General features: G+C 43.1%; 22 protein-coding genes. 11 read left to right on the top strand and 11 right to left on the bottom strand.

What is annotated here, in order from left to right; genetic code table 11:
* The first annotated feature begins 80 nt into the window (after positions 1–80).
* The 5 genes from tsf (at position 81) to AC30SH_RS01255 (ending at position 5,773) form a co-directional block, all read left to right on the top strand.
* Positions 81–929, top strand: a complete 849-nt coding sequence (tsf, locus tag AC30SH_RS01275) for a translation elongation factor Ts (protein ID WP_489582000.1) — start codon at positions 81–83, stop codon at positions 927–929.
* Between the two features lie 189 nt (positions 930–1,118).
* Positions 1,119–1,832: a DNA repair protein RecO gene (recO, locus tag AC30SH_RS01270; protein WP_314401150.1), complete on the top strand. Its 714-nt coding sequence runs from the start codon at positions 1,119–1,121 to the stop codon at positions 1,830–1,832.
* A 1-nt stretch (position 1,833) separates the two neighbouring features.
* Positions 1,834–3,150 carry a 23S rRNA (uracil(1939)-C(5))-methyltransferase RlmD gene (rlmD, locus tag AC30SH_RS01265; RefSeq protein ID WP_489581999.1) on the top strand — a complete coding sequence of 439 codons (1,317 nt, stop codon included), beginning with the start codon at positions 1,834–1,836 and terminating at the stop codon, positions 3,148–3,150.
* Positions 3,151–3,159: 9 nt separating this feature from the next.
* A complete protein-coding gene (gene relA, locus AC30SH_RS01260) occupies positions 3,160–5,388 on the top strand; it encodes a GTP diphosphokinase (protein ID WP_489581998.1) in 2,229 nt (742 codons plus the stop codon).
* Positions 5,389–5,416: 28 nt separating this feature from the next.
* Positions 5,417–5,773, top strand: coding sequence for a diacylglycerol kinase (locus AC30SH_RS01255; protein ID WP_489581997.1), 357 nt, complete (start codon positions 5,417–5,419; stop codon positions 5,771–5,773).
* Between the two features lie 127 nt (positions 5,774–5,900).
* Here AC30SH_RS01255 and AC30SH_RS01250 read toward each other — a convergent pair whose 3' ends face one another.
* Positions 5,901–6,299 (bottom strand): MerR family transcriptional regulator, encoded by a 399-nt coding sequence (locus tag AC30SH_RS01250; protein ID WP_489581996.1) that lies wholly within the window; start codon positions 6,297–6,299, stop codon positions 5,901–5,903.
* A 111-nt stretch (positions 6,300–6,410) separates the two neighbouring features.
* Between AC30SH_RS01250 and AC30SH_RS01245 the strand changes: the two genes are divergently transcribed.
* A complete protein-coding gene (locus AC30SH_RS01245; RefSeq protein WP_489581995.1) occupies positions 6,411–7,052 on the top strand; it encodes a cation diffusion facilitator family transporter in 642 nt (213 codons plus the stop codon).
* 67 nt (positions 7,053–7,119) lie between these two features.
* Here AC30SH_RS01245 and ftsX read toward each other — a convergent pair whose 3' ends face one another.
* The 3 genes from ftsX to ftsY are packed head-to-tail and all read right to left on the bottom strand — an operon-like array spanning position 7,120 to position 10,159.
* Entirely contained in the window at positions 7,120–8,052 is a 933-nt protein-coding gene (ftsX, locus tag AC30SH_RS01240) for a permease-like cell division protein FtsX (RefSeq protein WP_489581994.1), read from the bottom strand.
* An 8-nt stretch (positions 8,053–8,060) separates the two neighbouring features.
* On the bottom strand, positions 8,061–8,711 hold the full coding sequence (gene ftsE, locus AC30SH_RS01235; protein ID WP_048750711.1) for a cell division ATP-binding protein FtsE: 651 nt from the start codon (positions 8,709–8,711) through the stop codon (positions 8,061–8,063).
* Positions 8,712–8,749: 38 nt separating this feature from the next.
* On the bottom strand, positions 8,750–10,159 hold the full coding sequence (gene ftsY / locus AC30SH_RS01230) for a signal recognition particle-docking protein FtsY (RefSeq protein WP_489581993.1): 1,410 nt from the start codon (positions 10,157–10,159) through the stop codon (positions 8,750–8,752).
* Between the two features lie 79 nt (positions 10,160–10,238).
* On the opposite strand from ftsY, the gene rsmD reads away from it, so the two are divergent.
* Positions 10,239–10,823 carry a 16S rRNA (guanine(966)-N(2))-methyltransferase RsmD gene (gene rsmD, locus AC30SH_RS01225; protein WP_489582388.1) on the top strand — a complete coding sequence of 195 codons (585 nt, stop codon included), beginning with the start codon at positions 10,239–10,241 and terminating at the stop codon, positions 10,821–10,823.
* Between the two features lie 419 nt (positions 10,824–11,242).
* Here rsmD and AC30SH_RS01220 read toward each other — a convergent pair whose 3' ends face one another.
* Positions 11,243–12,301, bottom strand: a complete 1,059-nt coding sequence (locus tag AC30SH_RS01220) for an AI-2E family transporter (RefSeq protein WP_489581992.1) — start codon at positions 12,299–12,301, stop codon at positions 11,243–11,245.
* 77 nt (positions 12,302–12,378) lie between these two features.
* On the opposite strand from AC30SH_RS01220, the gene arsC reads away from it, so the two are divergent.
* Positions 12,379–12,729, top strand: coding sequence for an arsenate reductase (glutaredoxin) (arsC, locus tag AC30SH_RS01215; protein ID WP_314955701.1), 351 nt, complete (start codon positions 12,379–12,381; stop codon positions 12,727–12,729).
* A 97-nt stretch (positions 12,730–12,826) separates the two neighbouring features.
* Here the strand turns inward: arsC and AC30SH_RS01210 are convergent, their stop codons facing one another.
* Both AC30SH_RS01210 and AC30SH_RS01205 read right to left on the bottom strand, forming a co-directional pair.
* Complete coding sequence (locus AC30SH_RS01210; RefSeq protein ID WP_311351845.1) at positions 12,827–13,123, bottom strand: DUF5377 family protein; 297 nt, start codon at positions 13,121–13,123, stop codon at positions 12,827–12,829.
* 16 nt (positions 13,124–13,139) lie between these two features.
* Complete coding sequence (locus AC30SH_RS01205) at positions 13,140–13,424, bottom strand: alternative ribosome-rescue factor A (protein WP_048750702.1); 285 nt, start codon at positions 13,422–13,424, stop codon at positions 13,140–13,142.
* Positions 13,425–13,639: 215 nt separating this feature from the next.
* On the opposite strand from AC30SH_RS01205, the gene rimO reads away from it, so the two are divergent.
* From rimO to AC30SH_RS01190, 3 genes are all read left to right on the top strand, one after another.
* On the top strand, positions 13,640–14,971 hold the full coding sequence (gene rimO, locus AC30SH_RS01200) for a 30S ribosomal protein S12 methylthiotransferase RimO (protein WP_489581991.1): 1,332 nt from the start codon (positions 13,640–13,642) through the stop codon (positions 14,969–14,971).
* Between the two features lie 60 nt (positions 14,972–15,031).
* Entirely contained in the window at positions 15,032–15,505 is a 474-nt protein-coding gene (locus tag AC30SH_RS01195; protein WP_308666412.1) for a low molecular weight protein-tyrosine-phosphatase, read from the top strand.
* A 127-nt stretch (positions 15,506–15,632) separates the two neighbouring features.
* Complete coding sequence (locus tag AC30SH_RS01190) at positions 15,633–15,851, top strand: HP1242/YdcH family protein (protein WP_048750699.1); 219 nt, start codon at positions 15,633–15,635, stop codon at positions 15,849–15,851.
* A 54-nt stretch (positions 15,852–15,905) separates the two neighbouring features.
* Here the strand turns inward: AC30SH_RS01190 and slyD are convergent, their stop codons facing one another.
* From slyD to mscL, 4 genes are all read right to left on the bottom strand, one after another.
* Positions 15,906–16,556, bottom strand: coding sequence for a peptidylprolyl isomerase (slyD, locus tag AC30SH_RS01185; protein WP_212510015.1), 651 nt, complete (start codon positions 16,554–16,556; stop codon positions 15,906–15,908).
* A gap of 97 nt (positions 16,557–16,653) precedes the next feature.
* Positions 16,654–17,373 carry an SIMPL domain-containing protein gene (locus tag AC30SH_RS01180; RefSeq protein ID WP_212510016.1) on the bottom strand — a complete coding sequence of 240 codons (720 nt, stop codon included), beginning with the start codon at positions 17,371–17,373 and terminating at the stop codon, positions 16,654–16,656.
* Positions 17,374–17,419: 46 nt separating this feature from the next.
* Positions 17,420–17,854 (bottom strand): ribonuclease E inhibitor RraB, encoded by a 435-nt coding sequence (gene rraB / locus AC30SH_RS01175; protein ID WP_212510017.1) that lies wholly within the window; start codon positions 17,852–17,854, stop codon positions 17,420–17,422.
* Between the two features lie 91 nt (positions 17,855–17,945).
* Entirely contained in the window at positions 17,946–18,332 is a 387-nt protein-coding gene (gene mscL / locus AC30SH_RS01170; protein ID WP_006719513.1) for a large-conductance mechanosensitive channel protein MscL, read from the bottom strand.
* Positions 18,333–18,350 lie beyond the last annotated feature (18 nt).

Raw genomic sequence — 18,350 nt, 5'->3', positions numbered from 1 at the left:
GGCTAAATAGCTCCCTGTATTTTTTAGAGCTAAAAGTGCGGTCTTTTTCCACCTCACTTTAACCGACAGAGGATTTTAAAATGGCTGAAATCACAGCATCATTAGTAAAAGAACTGCGTGAACGTACCGGCGCAGGCATGATGGAATGTAAAAAAGCATTAGTTGAAGCAAACGGCGACATCGAATTAGCCATCGACAACATGCGTAAATCTGGTCAAGCAAAAGCGGCGAAAAAAGCGGGTCGTGTTGCAGCTGAAGGTGTTATCCTTGCTCGCGTACAAAATGGTTTCGGTGTATTAGTTGAAATGAACTGTGAAACTGACTTCGTAGCAAAAGATGCCGGTTTCTTAGGCTTAGCCAACGAAGTAGCTGATTTCGCAGCAGCAAACAAAGGCGCAACCATCGAACAACTTCAAGCACAATTTGAAGAAAAACGTGCTGCATTAGTGGCGAAAATCGGTGAAAACATGACCATCCGTCGTGTGGCTTACATCGAAGGCGATGTTGTCGGCTCTTACTTACACGGCGCGAAAATTGGTGTATTAGTGGCAGGTAAAGGCGCAGACGATGAATTGTTAAAACACATTGCAATGCACGTTGCAGCAAGCCGTCCAGACTACGTTAACCCAAGCGATGTTCCGGCTGATGTGGTTGAACATGAGCGTAACATCCAAGTGGATATCGCAATGCAATCCGGTAAACCACGTGAAATCGCAGAAAAAATGGTTGAAGGTCGCATGAAGAAATTCACCGGCGAAGTTTCTTTAACCGGTCAACCATTCGTGATGGATCCATCTAAATCCGTTGGCGATTTGTTAAAAGAAAAAGGTGCTGAAATCTCTAATTTCATCCGTTTAGAAGTAGGCGAAGGTATCGAGAAAGTAGAAACCGACTTCGCAGCAGAAGTTGCTGCCATGTCTAAAGCTTAATTGAACATTTGAGCAAGAAAGCAGGTGTAAAAACCTGCTTTTTTATTGTCTATTGTTCCGAAATCTTCCTTGTAGCAATTTCGTTATATCCCATTTCCTTTTCTTCTAAAATCCCCCCATAAAATCCCACAAAGTGCGGTGGGAAATCTGCTAAAATAAACACCGATTTTTTATCGACGAAAGGGTAACATCATCGAAAATTGGCAACGCGGTTTCGTACTACATCGCAAATCTTACAGCGAAACCAGCTTATTGGTAGATCTACTAACAGAAGATTTCGGGCGTATCAGCGTATTGGCAAAAGGCGCACGGGCAAAGCGCTCCATGCTAAAAGGCGTGTTACAACCCTTTACGCCTTTACTGCTACGTTGGAGCGGTCGTGGTGATCTGAAAATTCTCACCAAAGCAGAACCCGCCGCCATTGCCTTGCCCTTACAAAATGTTGCCTTATACAGCGGCTTTTATTTAAACGAACTCGTTTGCCGCGTATTGGAACCGGAAACGGCCTATCCGCAATTGTTCCAACAGTATTTGCAATGTTTAACGCAATTAGCCGTATCACAAACCCACGTGGAGCCTGCGCTACGCACCTTTGAGTTTCAACTCTTGCGCACCTTAGGCTATGGCATTGATTTCACTCATTGTGCCGGCTCCGGCAAACCCGTGGAAGCGGACATGACCTATCGTTACCGTGAAGAAAAAGGCTTTATTGCTTCCTTAATCAAAGATAATTTAACCTTTTACGGGCATGAATTATTGGCATTCGAGCAAACCCAATTTGATGATCCTGCCGTGTTATCGGCAGCTAAACGCTTCACGCGTATTGCATTAAAACCGTATTTAGGCGACAAACCGTTGAAAAGCCGAGAATTATTCACCCAACACAGCTTATATTCAAAATAACATGGCATTACTTTACAGCGACAACAAACCAAAGAAAAAGACCGCAAATTTCACCGCACATATTCTTGATCTAGATTATCAAGGATTAGGTGTGGCTAAAATCAACGGCAAAACCTGGTTTATTGAAAACGCCTTGCCGCAAGAAAGCGTAGAAGTTCGCGTATTGGAAGAAAAACGCCAATACGGTCAAGGCGTAGCACAGCGTATTTTACGCCCAAGCCCGCAGCGCCAAACACCGCCATGCGTTTATTTTGAACAATGCGGGGGATGCCAAAATCAACACATTCCTATTGAATTACAACGTTCTGCCAAGCAAACCGCATTGGTTCAACGCTTATCCCGTTTACAGCCGGCGCCTATTCATTTCATGCCGTTATTGCAAGGCGAACCTTGGCATTACCGTCGTCGGGTACGTTTAAGCGTATTATTTGACACCAAAAACCGTAAGCTGAATATCGGCTTACGGCGTAAAAATTCACAGCAAATTATTCCGATTGAACATTGCTTGGTGCTGGAACACCCGCTGAATGATTTATTGCCCAAAGTGGCCGCACTTTTCGAGCAATGGACAACACCACAACAACTGGGGCATATTGAACTTGTTGCGGCAGACAATGGCATCGCCATGTTATTGCGCCATGTAAAAAACATCGGTGAAACTGACCGCACTTTATTATTACGGTTTGCCGAACAACACCAACTCATGTTATTTGTACAAGAACATGACAACATTGAACATTGGTATGGCGAACAGCCTTATTACCGTTTAGACGATGACATCACGTTGCAATTTGATATTCGCGATTTCATTCAAATTAATGCACAATTAAACCGTCAAATGATCGCAACGGCGTTAGACTGGTTGGAGCTTAATCCACAGGATCATGTGTTAGATTTATTCTGTGGCATGGGCAACTTCACCTTACCGCTAAGTCGCAAAGTAAAAAGTGCGGTAGGAATTGAAGGCGTTTCTGCGATGGTGGAAAAAGCCCGCGCCAATGCCGAACGAAACGGTTGTCATAATGTCCAATTTTACCGGACCGATTTGGATAAACCCTTTATCAGTCAATCGTGGGCGCAGCAACCCTTCAATAAAATTTTGCTCGACCCACCACGCACAGGGGCGGCATTTGCTTTAAATGCACTCTGTCAGTTACAGGCTGAAAGCATTCTGTATGTTTCTTGCAATCCTGCAACACTCGTGCGAGATACGGAAATCTTGCGTGACGCAGGCTATCAATTGGATAAAGTCGCCATGATCGATATGTTCCCACAAACCGGTCATTTGGAGTCGATAAGTTTATTTCGAAAAAGATAAGGATTCATTATGGTCGCTGTGAGAGGATCTCATTTATTAAATCCTAAAGATTTTGAGATTGAAAAATGGTGCGCTAACTTGAATGTAGCGGAAAATGTCAAAGCCAACTTAATGACGGCATGGCATTATTCGCAACAGAAAATGACCTTGCGTGCCGAGCACCAGCAGGAAGAAGCCCATTTGCTGACGTTCGGCGTGGAAATGGTGGAAATCCTCAACAGCTTAAACATGGATGCCGATAGCTTGTTCACCGCCATGCTCTTCCCTATTGTCCGCGATCAACTGGTGGATTTAGCCCAAATTGAAGAAGATTTCGGCGCGAATATCAGCAAACTGGTACGCGGTGTTATCGAAATGGACAATATTCGCCAACTCAACATCACCCATTCTGCCAGCAGCTTGCAGGTGGATAACGTGCGCCGAATGTTGCTCGCCATGGTAGATGATTTCCGCTGTGTGATTATCAAATTAGCGGAACGTATCGCCTTTTTGCGTGATGCCGAAAAAAATTATACGGAAGAAGAACGCGTCCTCGCCGCCAAAGAATGTGCCAATATTTACGCCCCGCTTGCCAACCGCTTAGGCATCGGACAGCTCAAATGGGAACTGGAAGATTACTGTTTCCGTTATTTGCATCCGGAACAATATCGCGCCATCGCCAAATTATTAAAAGAACGCCGCCTTGACCGCGAACAATACATCGCCGATTTTGTTACCGAGCTTTCCGGTTATTTACAAGAAAACATCCCACAAGTCGAAGTGTACGGTCGCCCGAAACACATTTACAGCATTTGGCGAAAAATGCAGAAAAAACATTTAGAGTTCGACGACTTATATGATGTCCGTGCAGTGCGTATTGTCGTGCAAAAATTGCAAGATTGTTACACCGCACTTGGCGTTGTACACACCCATTTCAAACATCTGCCAAAAGAATTCGACGATTATGTCGCCAACCCGAAACCGAACGGCTACCAATCTATTCACACCGTGGTGTTGGGTAAAGGCGGCAAGCCGATAGAAGTGCAAATTCGTACCCAACAAATGCACGATGATGCCGAATTGGGTGTTGCGGCGCACTGGAAATACAAAGAAGGCGCCAGCGCCGGCCGTTCCGGTTACGAAGAAAAAATCGCCTGGCTACGCAAACTCTTGGCGTGGCAAGACGATATTACCGACTCCGGCGAAGTGATGGCGGAATTACGCAGCCAAGTGTTTGATGATCGCGTGTATGTCTTTACGCCGAAAGGCGAAGTGGTGGATTTGCCAACAGGCTCCACGCCACTGGATTTTGCCTACGCCATTCACAGTGAAATCGGTCACCGTTGTATCGGTGCCAAAGTGGGCGGACGCATTGTGCCGTTCACCTATCAGCTCCAAATGGGCGATCAGGTAGATATCATCACCCAGAAAAACCCAAACCCAAGTCGTGACTGGCTTAACCCGAATCTCGGCTTTACTCATACGGCAAAAGCCCGTGCAAAAATACACGCGTGGTTCAAAAAACAGGATCGTGATAAAAACATTCCGGCCGGCAAAGAATTGTTGGAAAGCGAAATTAACCGCCTGGGCATCAGCTTAAAACAAGTGGAACAACAAGCCTTGCCGCGTTACAACCTAAAAAATCTCGATGATTTATACGCGGGCATTGGCGGCGGTGATATTCGTATCGGGCCGTTAATCAACTTCCTGCAAAACAAATTCATCAAAATTTCCGCACAGGAAGTGGATGAAGAAATCTTGCGTCACGTCAGCACCAAAAGTGCGGCTAACGCACAACAAAAAACGGAACGCAAAGATTGCGTTATCGTCGAAGGCGTTGGCAACTTGATGCACCATATTGCACGTTGTTGCCAACCGATTCCGGGCGACAGCATTGTGGGTTACATCACCATGGGGCGTGGTATTTCCATTCACCGTTGTGATTGCGAGCAATTCCTTGAGCTGCAAAGCGTTCACCCGGAACGCGTGGTGGAATCCCGTTGGGGTGATAATTATTCTAACGGCTTCCATCTCAATATTCGCATTGTGGCGTCAGATCGCAACGGCTTATTGCGCGACATCACCACCGTGCTGGCAAACGACAAAATCAGCGTACTCGGTGTGTCTTCCCGTACGGATACAAAACGCCAAGTGGCAAACATCGACATGCAAATTGAGCTGAACAACGTGGAAATGTTGAGTAAAATTCTGTCCCGTTTGGAAAAACTGGATGATGTCATTGAAGCTAAACGCCTCTAATAACAATAAATAAACAAAGGAAAACCTAATGGACAAAACGACGGGGCTAACCCACTTAATTAAATCGACTCAATATTCCATGCAAGGCTTAAAAAATGCGGTCAAATATGAAACCGCTTTTCGCCACGAGCTTTTCTGCTGCCTTTTCATGATTCCCTTGGCATTATGGCTTGGCGATGATGCCATTGAAAAAGCACTGATGATCGGCAGCGTGTTACTAGTATTGGTCGTGGAACTGCTCAACAGCGCCATCGAGGCCGTAGTGGATCGTATCGGCACCGAGCGCCACGAACTCTCCGGTCGCGCCAAAGATCAGGGCTCAGCTGCGGTATTTATTGCGTTAGTTATCGTCGCAATCACCTGGGCGTTTATGTTGTTTAATTAAAAACGTAGTCAAAACTGACCGCACTTTGATCTTTTTCCGTAGCGTGCAACTCATTGCACGAAATCAATGGAGATTCTGTGGCGTTAAAGCAAGCTAAAATAGCGAACACATTTTGTTAGGAGACTCCTTAAACCGTCTCCTTTATTTTTGCCTGAAGCCCTGCTATGGCTTTGCATTCCGACTCACTATGTTTTCCCTTAATGGCGATGGATTGTAAAAACGCTTTAATATCTTGTAATTGAGAAATTTTTTCTTCTACTAACGCCAGTTGCTTAAGCACCAATTTGTCCGCATGATAATGATTAGCAGTGTGAAATTTGAGTGCATTGAGTTGTTTAATATCTTCTAAAGAAAAACCTAGCGTACGGCAGTTTTTAATAAAAATAAGCTGCGTTATGCTTTCTTCGTCATACGATCGATAACCGTTAGCCTGTCGTTTTGGTTCCGGTAAGATACCTTGTTTTTCATAGTAACGAATGGTTTCTAAATTAATCCCCGTGCGTTTACTCAGTTCATTGACTTTCATTTCTTCCTCCCCAAAAATTTTTACCATTCTAACAAAAAATACTTGATCCCGTAGTCCCTACGGGCTTTAAGCTGTTCTGCACTCAAACAAATTAAGTAAGGAAGGAACGAGATGCCACATCAACACAAACACGAACATTCACACGCTCATACACCAACAAATAAAAAGATTTTAAGCACCAGTTTGGTCATTATCAGCAGCTATATGATCATCGAGTTTTTAGGAGGCTATTATTTTAATAGCCTCGCCTTAATGGCTGACGCCGGGCATATGGCAAATGACAGCCTATCGTTGCTCCTCGCCCTCATTGCTTTGTTTTTAAATGCACAAAACCAAAAAAGGTTCGCGCTGTTAAATGGCACTTCTCTGATTGTGGTGGCAGTATGGATTTTGGTGGAAGCGACAGAACGTTGGCAATACCCAACGACAATGTTGGCGTTGCCTATGCTAGGCGTTGCTATCACTGGGCTCTTGGTAAACATTTTCGTAGCTTGGCTAATGATGAAAGGCGATCATGAAAACTTAAACATCAAAGCCGCCTATTTACACGTATTAGCTGACCTGTTTGGCTCACTGGTGGCAATTATCGCCGGATTAAGCGCATGGCTACTAAACTGGCAATGGGTTGACCTTGTCGCCAGCAGTATTTTAAGCCTACTAATATTGCGAAGCGGTGCTTCTGTTGTCTATCAAGCCTGTAAAGCATTACGAAACAATGAATCGTATTTTGATACAACACCACACCAACATTAAAAAAACTGTAACAAAAAAGACCGCACTTTTTATCAAGTGCGGTCTTTTTCGCTTGTATTTTTAGCGTCTAACCTTTCTTGTCCAACAAGCGAATATAACGCGTAGCGGATAACCATGCGCCGATATAGCCCATGATGATGCAAACCACGATTAGGAAAAGGAATTCCACCAATCCCAAGCCGTTCAAGTTGAAATTGACGGCAAAGATATCGGTCACATATTTCACTGCACCGGTGAAATAGCCAATGGTGAGGCTACTGAAAATACACGCGAAGAAACCGCCCAGTGCAGCATAAATCATGCCGGTGTAAAGGAACGGGCGCAGGATGAATTGATCGGTAGCACCGAGCAATTTCATCACTTCAATGTTTGCTTGATTGCTGTAAACATCAGCGCGAATACTGTTGCCGATTACCAAGAAAACGGCAACTGCCATCAGCACGGTACAAAAAATTGCCACATGTGCAACTAGCCACGTCAGTGCGGTCAGTTTTTCCAGCCAATCATTATCCAAACGGACTTCTTGAACACCTTTGATTTTATCCAAGTTTTCCCGTAATTCATTGCGTTTTTGCGACTCGTTAAACGCTTTGCTTGGTTTAATCATCACCACTGCCGGCAAAGGGTTGTCATCCAACACGTCCAACTCTTCGCTAAAACCTGACCAATGGCGAAACTCGTTCAAACTTTCCTGACGGGAAATATAATTTAGTGATTCAACCCCTTCTTGCTGACGGATTTTTTCCACCACCAAATTGGCATCCTCTTCCGACAAGTTTTTATGTAAATACACGGTTAATTCACTTTCGGGATAAAACTGCGTGGTGGCGTGATGAATATTTTTCCAAAGCAAATAGCTCACGGTCGGAATCGTTAAAGAGACGGCGATCACCAACACGGTTAGCAATGTCGCAAACTTACGTTTCAATAAATCCGCCAACACCGCACGCAACACGTATACACTTTGCACGCCAAAAGGGAAATTCAGACGAAAACTCATGTTACCTCCTAGCGTAAATAACCTTGCTCAAGCACCAAGCAAGGTTTCGGTTTTTGTTGCACGATACCCATGTCATGAGTGGCGATTAACACCGTCATGCCGAGACGATTGAACTCTTCAAACAAATTGAAAATTTCTAAAGAGAGTGCGCTATCTAAGTTGCCGGTGGGTTCATCTGCCAACAATAATTGCGGTTTATGCACCACTGCACGCGCAATATCAATGCGTTGTTGTTCACCACCGGACAAGTGTGCCGGCAAGTGATTCGCACGATCACGCAATCCCACACGATCCAATGCTGCCAACGCACGGCTATTGGCATCTTTCGGATGTTGTCCGGCAATAATCAATGGCAACGCCACGTTATCCAACACTGAACGATCGGACAATAAGCGATAATCTTGATGCACCATGCCGATTTGACGGCGTAAAAACGGCACTTCATGGTGGGATAAACGGGTAATGTCGTGCCCGTTAAACCAAATTTGCCCGCCATTGGCACGTTCCATGCCCATAATTAATTTCAGCAGGGTACTTTTTCCTGCACCGGAATGCCCCACCAAGTAGGTCATACTACCCACCGGTAAATGAAAGCTTAACCCTTGCAGCGCCGGTTTTCCGCCTAAATAAGCTTTACTCACATTTGCAAATCGAATCATTTTTCTTCTCTAAAAACACGTCATTTTTGAACCGCACTTTATTCCTCTTCATGGGCAAATAAAGCGTCAATAAATTCTTCTGCGTTAAATTCGCGTAAATCTTCAATTTTTTCACCTACGCCAATATAGCGGATCGGCAAATTAAACTGGTCGGCGATGGCAAAAATCACGCCGCCTTTTGCGGTACCATCCAATTTGGTTAAGCTAATGCCGGTAAGCCCAACGGCTTCGTTAAATAACTTGGCTTGGCTAATGGCATTTTGACCGGTACCCGCATCCAGAGTGAGCATAATTTCATGCGGTGCACTTTCATCGTATTTTTTCATCACGCGGACAATTTTTTTCAGCTCGTCCATCAGGTTATTTTTATTTTGTAAACGACCGGCAGTGTCGGCAATGAGCACATCAATATTGCGCGCAGCCGCCGATTGCATCGCATCAAAAATCACCGATGCCGAATCGGAACCGGTGCTTTGCGCCACCACCGGAATATGATTACGCTCGCCCCACACTTGCAACTGCTCCACCGCAGCGGCTCGGAAAGTATCACCCGCTGCCAACATAACGGATTTGCCTTCCATTTGGAATTTACGCGCCAGTTTACCGATAGTGGTGGTTTTACCTACGCCATTCACCCCTACCATTAAAATCACATAAGGCTTTTTGCTGCCATCAATGCGTAATGGTTGCGCCACCGGTTTTACGATCTCGCCCATTTCCAGTTTAAGTTGTTGGTATAAGGTATCTGCGTTTTGTAACTGCTGACGGGTCGCATGTTGCGTTAAGTTGTTGATAATTTTTGTAGTTGTCGGCACACCGATGTCGGCAATGAGAAGTTGTTCTTCCAATTCTTCAAACAATTCATCATCGATTTTTTTACCAAGAAAGAAACTGCGGAAGCCTGTCCCAATATTTTGTTTGGTTTTTACCAAGCCTTTGAGTAATCGGCTAAAAAAACCACCTTCGCTTGGTTTTTCCTGTGTTCCTACGATGTCGGCAACAGCGCTTTCTTCTTCGTGTTCTTCCGTTTCCACGACAGATTCATCTTCAATATCCACCGCACTTTCGACTTGTACTTCTGCTTCGCTCTCAGAAAGTGCGGTTGAATTTTCTAGCGTTTCTTCAATAGATTGAGTTGACTCATCCGATGGCGCAAGCGTCCACGCTTGTGCCGCTGGGTTTTCCTCTTGAGAGATCTCTACTTGAACTTCATGGTTTTCAGGCACAAGCGTGGACGCTTGCGCCATCAATATCTCTTCTGTTGATGGATTTTCGCGCGCAGTTTCATCTAAAAGTGCGGTTGTTTTTTCTGTCGTTTCTTGCACTTCAGATTCATTAGGAAGCTGTTCTTTTGATTCCGGATCTTTCAGTTCCGTTGATACTTCCTGTTTATTTTTGCCTAATCCAAACCAAGACCAAAATCCGCCTTTTTTCTTTTCATCTGACATAAATTGCCCACTCTTGTTTAAACTTGATAAAATGCCGCTCATTCTAGCAAAAAAACACATCATTTTCCTGCCGATTTATATGAAAAAAGCAACAACACAACACAGCACGAAAGGCGAAGTGCGCATTATCGCCGGTCTATGGCGCGGGCGAAAATTACCGGTGCTGCCCTCCCAAGGTTTGCGCCCTACCGGCGATCGTGTAAAAGAAACCCTGTTCAACTGGCTCATGCCTTATATCGTTGACAGTGAATGCTTAGACTGTTTTGCCGGTAGCGGTTCTCTTGGCTTTGAAGCGCTTTCGCGCCAAGCAGCAAAAGTCACTTTTTTGGAATTGGAAAAAGCGGTGGCGCAGCAGTTAAGCAAGAATATTCAAACCTTGAAATGTGCCGATCGCGCGCAAGTCGTGAATCAAAATAGCCTGCACTTTTTAAATCAGCCGAAAAATCAACCGCACTTTGATGTGGTCTTTCTCGATCCGCCGTTTCATTTTAATTTAGCCGAGCAAGCCATTACCTTGCTCGCACAAAATAACTGGCTGCGTCCGCAAGCCTTGGTTTATGTGGAAACGGAAAAAGGCAAAAATCCGAATGTACCGGAAAACTGGGTGGTGTTAAAACAGAAAGACAGTGGGCAAGTGAGTTATCGGTTATATCAAGCGGAGTAATCTCCGCTATTTCGTCACGTCAATGTTTACCTAGTCTTATTAGTCTTACCGAAAAAAATTCACATGAATCCCAAATGCCGACTCTGTTAGATTCATCTAGGCGCTCACAAATTCTAAGCGATAATAAAGTGCTATCGGAAAAGGGCAAGAAAGCGAAATTACAAGCTTAAGTGTCAAACTGCGACCATACAACCTCAAGGATGTACATAAAATGTTAATCATAAGCAACGCCTCTAACGCCATTAAACAACCGGCAAAGAAGTCACCTCCACGAATAACGAAGACGGCATTGCATTGGTGTTAAATCTGGTATTTGGGAAATAAACCGAATTAAAATTCAGCGTAAAAAAAAGACCGCACTGTTCAACCCAAAGTGCGGTCTTTTTTTCTAACGTTTTTACGGTGACAATCTCACCCTTTTAAAGTGTTTCGTTAGAAGGCCAGGCATTGACCACCGCTTTCACGAGAGTTGCCAGCGGAATAGCAAAAAAGACGCCCCAAAATCCCCATAAACCGCCAAAAATCAACACTGCAATAATGATAATTAATGGATGAAGATTGACGACCTCGGAAAATAAAAAGGGCACGAGGAGATTTCCGTCTAATAATTGGGAAACGACGAAAGCAATCAAGATATACCAGAATGTGTGAGTGTCACCGAATTGGAAAATCGCGACCAACACGACCGGAATTGTGACCAATACCGCTCCAATGTAAGGCACCAAGACGGAAAACCCAACCGCCACGGCCAATAGCAACGGATAATTCAAACCGAAAGTTAAGAAGATGGCATAAGTGACAGCGGTAACCACTAAAATCTCTACCAATTTACCACGAATATAATTGGCAATTTGCTGTTGCATTTCCACCCACACTTTTGAGGCAAGCGTGCGATTACGCGGCAGAAAACGGCTGACGCCCTCAATAAGCTGACGTTTATCTTTAAGTAGGAAAAACACCATTAACGGCACCAAGAAAGCATAAATCCCGAGCGTCACCAAGTTCATGATAGATGCCAGAGAGAGTTTTAATGCCGATTCACCCAAACTGAGAATTTTCTCTTTTACCGTACCGAAAATAGATTCCACGGTTTGTGCATCAATCAGTTCCGGATAGCGTTCCGGCAAAGATAAAAGCCACTCGTTAAAGCGATTAAACATGTGAGGTAAATCACTTAATAAATTCGCTAACTGTGCCCACAAATTCGGAATCAAAACTAATACAACAACAAAAACCAAGCTGATAAAACTGCCTAGCACCAACATCGCAGCCACTAAGCGGGGACACTTCAATTTTTCATTTAATAAGCGTACCGGCCATTCCAATAAATAGGCCAACACAATCGCCACCAACAACGGTGCAATGAGATCGCTAAAAAAATAAATGGACACGAAACCGAACAGCAAAATCGCCGCCAATCCCATGGCTTGCGGATCGGTGAAGCGTCGGTTATACCAACTTTTAAACATTTCAATCATGTTTGATTCCTCTATAAAACCTGCCTGATTATAAGGTAAAATCTATGCAAATCACACATTAAGCAAGAGGAATTTCTATGTCGATTACTATCTACCACAACCCTCGTTGTTCCAAAAGCCGTGAAACATTAGCCTTGTTGGAAAGCCATCATATTCAACCGACCATCGAACTGTATTTACAACAGAACTACGATGTTGAAACGCTACAAAGCATTGCAGATAAATTGGGTATTACAGATATTCGCCAAATGATGCGAACCAAAGATGAGCTGTATAAAACCTTGGGGTTGGATAATCCAAGCCTGACAGCACAGGATTTACTCAATGCTATTGCACAACATTCCGAATTATTGGAGCGCCCGATTGTGGTGAATGGCAATAAAGCCAAAATCGGACGCCCGCCGGAAAGCGTGTTATCCATTTTATAAAAACACCGTTAAAAATCCGTTGGATTTTGTGACCGCACTTTATGGTGTAAGCAGACAAAAATAAACCCGATGCCATGTCGGGTTTATTTTTTATTGGTTAATCTTTTGCAAGCCCTAAATTGCCGATTTTAATCCCCAAATGCCCCAATGCTACCGGAGAAATTTGTTCACTCAAGTAAATGAATAATTCATCCAAATCAGTGAAATCTTTTTTAATTTTAATTTGGTCTTCTACTTTGCGGGTAAAGGTATATGTTGTTTCATTGCCGTCGATATGTGCTTCCAACGTCACATAAATGGTTTCAAAAAAGTGGCTTTTCGCCCCTTCTTCGCCCGGATCGCTGATTCTGACGTTCCATGTGTTGTTAAATAAAATTTCTGTTTTCACTGTCATAATAACCTCATTCATATCAATACATTACATAAACTTTACGAATAGAAAAAAGCCCGATAATAAAATCTCTGATCATAGAAATCTTATTATCGGGCTTTTCGTAATAACGATTCGCGTGTTTCGCTTGACGTTGATAGCTGCCTTTGCCTTTCTTATTTCGTTCAACGCGTTGGCGAAAGAGTTTATCGTGTAATAAGGCTTGAATTGCATTCTCTTTAATCACACCGCGCTGATGCTGATAGGTCATCGTTCCTTGCGAATTTTGAGGCGGTGTCTGCAAGGCATGTTTTTGTTTTGCCATGATTTTTCCTCTTGTGAATGAAAATATAATGTGTTTTTTAAGGGCTAAAAAACGGCACACATTATAGCGGATTCCACTGAAATGAAAAGCCGTTGCACGGAAAGGCAAGCACGAAAACCCGATTTTTATTGGCATTTCACTGTCGCCTTTTTGTACAAAAAAAGGTAGAATTAGCCCCTTTTTTATTACCCTCGATAGACTTTTTGAGAAAATTTATGAGTTCTACCCCAAACATCGGCTTTGTCAGCCTTGGTTGTCCGAAAAATTTAGTGGATTCAGAACGTATTCTGACGGAATTACGTTCCAACGGTTATAACATTATTCCAAGCTATGAAAATGCTGATTTAGTGATCGTGAACACCTGTGGCTTTATTGACAGCGCCGTACAAGAATCTTTGGAAGCCATTGGCGAAGCCTTGGAAGAAAACGGCAAAGTGATTGTGACCGGCTGCCTTGGTGCAAAAGAAGATCAAATTCGCCAAGTTCACCCAAAAGTGTTGGAAATCAGCGGCCCACACAGTTATGAAACCGTGATGAACCAGGTGCAAAAATACGTACCGAAACCGGCTTATAATCCGTATGAAAGTTTAATACCGGCGCAAGGTGTGAAACTTACGCCAAAACATTACGCCTATTTAAAAATTTCCGAAGGCTGCGATCATCGTTGCACTTTCTGTATTATCCCGTCCATGCGTGGCGATTTGGACAGTCGTCCGATTACTCAAGTCTTGGATGAAGCCAAACGTTTGGTGGATGCCGGCGTAAAAGAGCTGTTAATCGTGTCCCAAGACACCTCCGCTTACGCCTTAGACCAAACCAAAGAAAACCAGAATAAAACCGTCTTCTGGAACGGCATGCCAATTAAAAACAATTTAATCAGCTTGTGTCGCCAATTAGGCAATTTGGGCATTTGGGTTCGCTTGCACTATGTTTATCCGTATCCGCACGTGGACGAATTGATTCCGCTCATGGCGGAAGGCAAGCTGTTGCCTTATTTGGACATTCCATTGCAACACGCCAGCCCGAAAATTCTGAAAGCCATGAAAAGACCCGGCAAAATCGACCGCACTTTAGAGCGCATTAAAGCATGGCGTGAAATTTGCCCGGAATTAACCTTACGCTCCACCTTTATCGTTGGTTTCCCAGGGGAAACGGAAGAGGATTTCCAAATGCTGTTAGATTTCTTGAAAGAGGCACAGCTAGATCGCGTGGGCTGTTTCAAATTCAGCCCGGTAGAAGGTGCAGAAGCGACAGAGATGCCGGATCAAGTACCGGAAGACGTGAAAGAAGAACGTTATCATCGTTTCATGCAACTCCAACAAGCTATTTCCGCCGCCCGTTTACAACAAAAAATCGGCAAAACGTTGAAAGTCATTGTGGATGAAATCAACGAAGAAGGCATTATTGGTCGTTCCATGGCAGATGCGCCGGAAATTGATGGCTTGGTCTATGTAGATAATCAAAGCCAAAGTGCGGTCAATATTGGCGACGTGATTGCTGTGCAGATTACGGATGCCGATGAATACGATTTATGGGGAACCTGTTAATTCCTTCAACAAAAATCCTCGCCATGAGGATTTTTTTTATGACTTTTGAGAGAGAAAAAAATGCAACCAATCAAAATCCTTTTCGTCTGTTTAGGCAATATTTGTCGTTCTCCTATGGCGGAATATGTTATGCGGGAAAAAATCAAACAAGCCCATTTGCAACACAAAATCCTCACTGCCAGCGCCGGCACTTCCGGTTGGCACGACGGCGAAAGCATGCACTGTGGCACTGCCGACATACTGGATCAACATAAAATCGCGTCGAATGATTTTGTCAGCCGTAAAGTGCGGTCAAAAGATTGGGCGGATTTTGATTATCTGATTGCCATGGACAATGAAAATTTACGGGATTTGGAAAAGCTATTTGGACATCATCCGGAAAAACTGTTTCAAATCACCGCACTTTGTCCTGATTTAGGCATCGATCACATTCCGGATCCTTGGTATACCAAGAACTTTCAGCAAACTTATGCCTTGCTCGATCAATGTTGCGATGCCTTGTTAACAAAAATTCGTCAAACCCATCATTTGTGATAGAAATGTTAATTTGATACATGCATTTTGTGATCTCTCGCACGTTTATTTCTCCGCGAATTCGGTAAGATAATGCCAGCATAACTGCCGTTATGCCGTGTAAAATTTATAATGAGGTATTTCCACTATGTTTCCAGAATTTAGAGATCTAATTACCAAACTGAAAGTTGAAGATGCTTACTTTGCAAATTTATTTGATAAACATAATGAACTAGACCAACGTATTAAAAACATCGAATCCAATATTGAATTGGGTACGCACAATGAAGTGGAAATGTTGAAAAAGGAAAAATTACGTTTGAAAGATTCGATGTACGAAGTCTTGAAAAAGGCAAGTGCAAAATAAACGAGCATAAAAACAAAAGACCGCATTGAAGTGCGGTCTTTTTTATGGCCATTTTTAGTGTTTGCCGCCACAGCCGCAACCACCGCCATGGTGATGATCGTGGTCGTGATGATCATGACCACCGCAGCAGCCGTCATGGTGATGATCGTGATCATGATGATGGTGGTGGTGATGACCACCACAACCGCAACCATGACCTTCTTCATCGCTATCATGACCATGACCGCCACAGCAGCCACCTTCTTCATGCAAATGACCGTGTGCGATTTCTTCTAATGTTGCTTCACGGGTATCAACTACTTCCACAGTGAAATGTAATTCTTGACCGGCTAACATATGGTTACCATCAACCACAACATCCGTATCGCCTACTTCGGTAATCACCACAGGCAATGGGCCCATGTCGGTATCCGCGATGAAACGCATACCCACTTCTAAATCTTCCACACCAACAAAAACATCTTTTGGTACGCGTTGCACCATATTTTCGTTGTATTCACCGTAACCTTCTTCCGGTTTCACGCGAACTTCAAATTTATCGCCCACAGATTTGCCTTCCAAGGCATTTTCTAAACCCACAACAAGGTTATTATGACCTTGTAAATATTGTAACGGTTGATTTACCGGTGCTTCATCTACTAACACACCATCTTCCGTACGAACTTGATAAGCGATGCTTACCACCACATTTTTTGCAACTTTCATTGTTTACCTCGTTTGTTTTAAAAGAGAATTTCTGCGTCAACCTTAACCGCAGAAAAGCGTTGTCATTTTATAAAAAATCTCATTCGGGAAAAAGGGATTAGTTTAATAAGTAAATTTGTGCACTCACTGAGGCTTTTAATTCCACTTTACCATTATTATTCAGATTCACTTCATCAGCCACCTCTGAAGAAAAAGATTTCATTTTAGGAACCGATTTCATACCTTCATACAAATACGGTATCTCATTTTTGCTATCCAGATTCAAATTTACCACTTCATAACCTTTCGCATTCAGGGAAGTTTGGATCAACTGCGCTTTATGTTGGAATTGAGCCAAGACGTCTTTAATTATTTCATCTTCAAATTTTGCTGTGGCTTCTTTAGATAGCTTATGAACTACATCGGCAATCGCAAAAGTATCATTTAAGTCAGAAATCACTTGAGATAGCGCCACAAAATCCTTGCTCTCCAACACTAAATCGGCACGCTCAATCCATCCAGATTGCTTACCTTTGCTATCATAACGCACCTGTGTGCTACGTGTATTTTTCTTAATTTCCACCGCACTTTGTTTTTTAATCACCTCTAGCGCGGCATTCGCTTTCTGATTAATAGTTTGGTTTAATTCTTTTAAATTTTTATTTTCATCTTTGATGAAAAGTGTCACTTCCATGACATCATAATCCACTTCTTTAGTCACTTCCGTACTAAAAGAGATCACCGTTTTTTCCAGATCATCAGTGGGTTTTGTTTCCGCATTGGCAGTCAAGGCCATACTTAAAGGCAAAAGCAATAAAGCGAAATGTTTTAATTTCATAAGTGTCTCCTACAGATAAAAGTGTGGTCGATTTTCAGATCGTTTTTTAATGTTTAACGAGATCCTCGTCATCATCTAAGTCATCGTCTTCATCAAAAAATTCACCGTCATCACCATATTCATCGTCATCCGCATTCGGATCTTCAAAATAGGTTCCCCAACCGTCGTAGTTGCCTTTATACTTTTCCAATAATGGCAACAATTCTTTTTGTTGTGCATCAATGATTTCCGGTTTCAATTCCACTTCGCTGATGATGTCACAGCAGAAAATCGCCTTGCCATTTTCTTCTTCAAACTCTTCTGCTTCAGACACTTCATACCCTGCTTTAAACGCCTCCATGGCAATTTTCTCAAGCAGATCAAAATTATGATGGGAAATATGGTGTTCAATAATATAAAGCGCATCCGGATCACTACCATCATTTAATAAATCAGTGATGATCTCGCGGGTTTCGTTTTGTAATTCAAGTAAATCGCTCATAATTTTTCCTTACTGAAAAATAAGAAGAATGGAATAGAAAAGGGAATAAAGAAAAATCTTCTCACAAGGAGAAGATTTTATCTAATAAAAATTATTTTTTAAGTAAATCGCGGATTTCAGTCAATAATTTTTCTTCAGCGCTAGGTTCTTTGACTGCTTCGACTGGTTTCTTCAATTTATTCAACGCTTTAATCATCATAAAAATTGCAAACGCAATGATGATGAAATCAAATACGTTTTGAATGAAGACACCATAGTTTAATGTCACTGCCGGAATATCACCAGCAGCTTCCGCCAAAGTGAGTTTAAGGTCTTTAAAATCAATCCCACCGGTTAAAATACCTAATACCGGCATAAAAACATCTGCCACTAATGAACTGACGATTTTGCCGAATGCACCACCGATGATCACACCGACTGCCATATCAACAACATTGCCACGCATGGCAAATTCACGAAACTCTTTAATAAAGCTCATAGACGTTCTCCTAAGATA

The sequence above is a fragment of the Aggregatibacter sp. HK296 genome (assembly GCF_980469475.1).
Note: the sequence above shows the minus strand (reverse complement) of the source record. Positions and strands in the feature narration are given on the sequence as shown.